The sequence below is a fragment of the Allobosea sp. CER48 genome (assembly GCF_044752385.1).
Classification (GTDB): domain Bacteria; phylum Pseudomonadota; class Alphaproteobacteria; order Rhizobiales; family Beijerinckiaceae; genus Allobosea.
This window is the reverse complement of record NZ_JBIWYK010000292.1, coordinates 1-4,095: the sequence shown is the minus strand read 5'-3', so window position 1 is coordinate 4,095 and position 4,095 is coordinate 1. Positions and strand designations below refer to the sequence as shown.

Genomic DNA, 4,095 nt, shown 5'->3' with positions numbered 1-4,095 from the left:
CAGGACGGACGACAATGACCCAGGCCGACAATCTGCGCATCACTTTGGCTTCACGCCCCGAAGGGCGCCCCGGCCCGCAGAATTTCAAGCTGGAACGCGCCGCCATCCCGGCGATTGCCGAAGGGCAGGTGTTGCTCAAGACCCTCTACCTTTCGCTCGATCCCTACATGCGCGGGCGGATGAGCGCGGCGAAGTCATACGCAGCGCCAACCGAGATCGGGCAGGTCATGGAAGGCGGCACGGTCGCCGAAGTGCTCGAGAGCCGCGACCCTGGCTTCCAGCCGGGCGACATCGTCCTGTCCTATTCCGGCTGGCAGTCCCATGCGGTTGCCGATGGCGCGCAACTGCGCAGGCTCGATCCGAAGAGCGCGCCGGTCACGACCGCGCTCGGTGTGCTCGGGATGCCCGGCTTCACCGCCTATTCCGGACTTCTCACGATCGGCCAGCCCAAACCGGGCGAGACCGTCGTCGTCGCGGCTGCGAGCGGCCCGGTCGGCTCGGCCGTCGGGCAGATCGCGCGGATCAAGGGCGCGCGGGCGGTCGGCATCGCCGGCGGCCCGGAGAAATGCGCCTTCGTGCGCGACACGTTCGGCTTCGACGCCGTCATCGACCATCGCGATCCAGAGATGGCAGCCAGGCTGGCCGCCGCCTGCCCGAACGGGATCGACGTCTATTTCGAGAATGTCGGCGGCCATGTTTGGGATGCCGTGTTCCCGCTGCTCAACACCTTCGCCCGCATCCCGGTCTGCGGCCTGATCGCACAATACAATGCGAGCGGCGATTTTCCGGGGCCGGACCGGTTGCCGGTATTGATGCGCCAGGTGCTGTCGAAGAGCCTGACGATCCGCGGTTTCATCCAGCGTGAATTCGTTGCCGCGCAAGGCCCGGCGTTTCGCGAGGAAATGGCGCGCTGGATCGCGGAAGGAGCGGTCAGGTACAAGGAAGATATCGTCGAGGGGCTGGAGAGCGCGCCGGCGGCTTTCATCGGCCTGCTCGAAGGCAGGAATTTCGGCAAGCTGATCGTCAAGCTCTGAGACAGCCTGCCACGGGCAAGCCTTTTTCCTTGACCATTCAGCGGGCGCACGGCCATCACCGTGCGCCCGCTGCCGGATGTCGCCCATGCCCGTCTTCGCCATTCCCTTCCCGATGATCGATCCCGTTGCGGTCCAGCTCGGGCCGCTCGCTATCAAGTGGTACGGGCTCGCCTATGTCGTCGGGCTGCTCGGCGGCTGGTGGTATGCGCGCCGGCTCGTCGCCTCCGACGGATTGTGGGGCGGGCGGGCCCGGCCGCAGCCGGTCGAGCTCGACGACATGCTGCTCTTCGTCGCCTTCGGCGTGGTGCTCGGCGGGCGCATCGGCTTCGTGCTGTTCTACGATCTGCCGCGCTATCTCGAGCGGCCGCAGGACATCTTCGCGATCTGGCAGGGCGGCATGTCCTTCCATGGCGGCCTCATCGGCGCGACTCTGGGCCTGTGGTTCTTCGCGAAACGGCGCGGCTATCCGGCACTGTCGGTATTCGATCTGGCGGCGGCGGTGGTGCCGATCGGGCTTTTCCTCGGCCGCATCGCCAATTTCATCAATGGCGAGCTCTGGGGGCGGCCGGCGCCGGACTTTCCCTACGCGATGATCTTTCCCAATGGCGGACCGGTGCCGCGCCATCCGAGCCAGCTCTATGAGGCATTGGGCGAAGGACTACTGCTCTTCATCCTGGTGAATCTCGTCGTCCGCTTCGGCGGCTTCCGGCGTCCCGGGCTCGTCGCGGGCATCTTCGGCATGGGCTATGCGCTCGCCCGTATCGTGTGCGAGTTCTTCCGCGAGCCCGATCCGCAGCTCGGCTTCCTGTTCGGAACCTCGGTCGACGCGCTGTCGGGAGGCATCACCATGGGCATGGTGCTCTCGCTGCCGGTCTTCTTCGCCGGGCTCTGGCTCGTCCTGCGCAGCCGGGCCGCGGCAGCTGGCGAGGTCCGTGCGTGAGCACGCTCAAGGCCGAGATCGTCGATCTGATCCGGCAGGAAGGGCCGATCGGCATCGGCCGCTACATGGCGTTGGCGCTCGGCCACCCCCGCCACGGCTACTATATGACTCGCGATCCCTTCGGGCGTGACGGTGACTTCACCACCGCGCCGGAAATCAGCCAGATGTTCGGAGAGCTGATCGGGCTCTGGGCCGCGCATCTCTGGCAGGCTATGGGCGCGCCGCCCAGCTTCCGGCTGGTCGAACTCGGCCCGGGGCGCGGCACGCTTATGGGCGACATGCTGCGGGCGACGCGCATCGTGCCGGGCTTCCAGGAGGCGGCGTCGGTTCATCTCGTCGAGACCAGCCCGGTCCTGCGGCGGCGCCAGGCAGCCGCGCTGGCCGGCCGCGATCCGGTCTGGCACGACAGCGTCGAGGAAGCCCTGTCCGGCCCGGTGATCCTGATCGCCAATGAATTCCTGGATGCGCTGCCGCTCGACCAGTTCGTGATGACGCCGGAAGGGTGGCGAGAGCGACTCGTAGGCATCGGCGCCGATGGCGATCTCGCCTTTGGGCTGGCATCGGGCCGCGAGGCGAGCTTGCGCATCGCTGCCGAGGCCGGAACCATCTTCGAACAGCCGTCTCTTGCACTCGACATCGTCGCGCAGGTCGCGGGGCATGTCGCGGCGGAGGGCGGCGCGTCCCTGTTCATCGATTACGGCTCGGCGCGTGCCGGCTTCGGCGACACGCTGCAGGCTATGAAGCGGCACGCCTTCGTCGATCCGCTGGCCGAGCCCGGCGAGGCCGATCTCACCGTGCATGTCGATTTCGAGCGGGTCGGGCAGGCGGCGCTCAAGGCGGGTGCTGCGCTGCACGGACCCGCCAGCCAGCGCGAATTTCTGCTGGCGCTGGGATTGGCGCAACGCGCGCAGGCGCTTTCGCTCAAGGCGGGCGCCGCCCAGCGCGAGGCGATTTCCGCAGCCTTCGATCGGCTGATCGCGCCGGGCGAAACCGGCATGGGCGATTTGTTCAAGGTTCTCGCGCTATCGCATGGGAACCTGCCGCCCTTGCCCGGATTTGACCTTCATCGGCTGCCAGATCAGGGCTGACTTCAGCGGGGTCGTTCGCGGCTTCGCTCCAAACCGGACCGCGCCCATGTTCATCACCGCCCGCGAACTCGCCGGAGAGCCCGGCATCCGCCACGCCTTCTTCACGCGCGAGGGTGGCGCGTCGAGCGGGATCTACGCTTCGCTGAACGGCGGGCTGGGCTCCACGGACGATCCCGCTGCGATCACCGAGAACCGGGCGCGGATGGCGCGGCATCTCGAGGTCGAACCGGCGAATCTGGTCAGCCTCTATCAGGTGCATTCCGCCGATGTGGAGATCGTCACCGGCCCCTGGCCCGGCGAGCGCCCCAAGGCCGATGCGATGGTGACGACGGCATCCCATGTCGCTCTCGGCGTCTCCACCGCGGATTGCGGGCCGATCCTCTTCGCCGACAACGAGGCGCGGGTGATCGGCGCCGCCCATGCCGGCTGGAAGGGCGCCTTCACCGGGATCGTCGGCGCGACCGTGACCGCCATGGAGAAGCTCGGCGCCCGGCGCGAGCGCATCACGGCCGTGCTGGGGCCGACGATCAGCGCCAAGGCCTATGAGGTCGGGCCGGAATTCATCGAGCGTTTCAAGGCGGAGAACCGGACCTATTCACGCTTCTTCACGCCCTCCGAGCGCCCGGCTCATGCGATGTTCGACCTGCCTGCCTTCATTGCGCTGAAGGCGCAGGAGGCAGGGATCGGCCGATTCGTCGATCTCGGGCTGTGTACCTATGGCGACGAGAATCGCTTCTTCAGCTATCGGCGCACCACGCATCGCGGCGAGCCCGATTACGGGCGGTTGATCTCGGCGATCGTCCTCGACTGAACAGGAAGCGGTTGACGGACCGGCCGCAATACTTGCCGCAGCCTGCAAGCAGAGGCATCGTTGTTGCAGGCTGGTCGGAATGCATCGCTTCCCCGGCTCAGAGACGTTCTTCGGGCGATGCATTCTCATGCGGGGGCCGAGATGGAACAGATTCTGATGAACCTGATCGCCGGTGCGATCGGCGGCAATGCGGCCGGCAAGGCCAGTCCCTCATTCGATCTC

4 protein-coding genes are annotated in these 4,095 nt (G+C 67.1%); all 4 read left to right on the top strand.

The window, feature by feature from the left end; translation table 11 throughout:
- Positions 1-14 precede the first annotated feature (14 nt).
- The gene (locus tag ACIPIA_RS11515) at positions 15-1,034 is read left to right on the top strand and encodes an NADP-dependent oxidoreductase (RefSeq protein ID WP_400509598.1); all 1,020 of its coding nucleotides are present in this window, start codon (positions 15-17) and stop codon (positions 1,032-1,034) included.
- An 85-nt stretch (positions 1,035-1,119) separates the two neighbouring features.
- Positions 1,120-1,974 (top strand): prolipoprotein diacylglyceryl transferase, encoded by an 855-nt coding sequence (gene lgt / locus ACIPIA_RS11510; protein ID WP_400509596.1) that lies wholly within the window; start codon positions 1,120-1,122, stop codon positions 1,972-1,974.
- On the top strand, positions 1,971-3,062 hold the full coding sequence (locus ACIPIA_RS11505; RefSeq protein WP_400509594.1) for a class I SAM-dependent methyltransferase: 1,092 nt from the start codon (positions 1,971-1,973) through the stop codon (positions 3,060-3,062). The genes lgt and ACIPIA_RS11505 overlap by 4 nt, the downstream gene beginning before the upstream one ends.
- A 46-nt stretch (positions 3,063-3,108) precedes the next feature.
- Entirely contained in the window at positions 3,109-3,873 is a 765-nt protein-coding gene (gene pgeF, locus ACIPIA_RS11500; RefSeq protein WP_400509592.1) for a peptidoglycan editing factor PgeF, read from the top strand.
- The last annotated feature ends 222 nt before the right edge of the window (positions 3,874-4,095 follow it).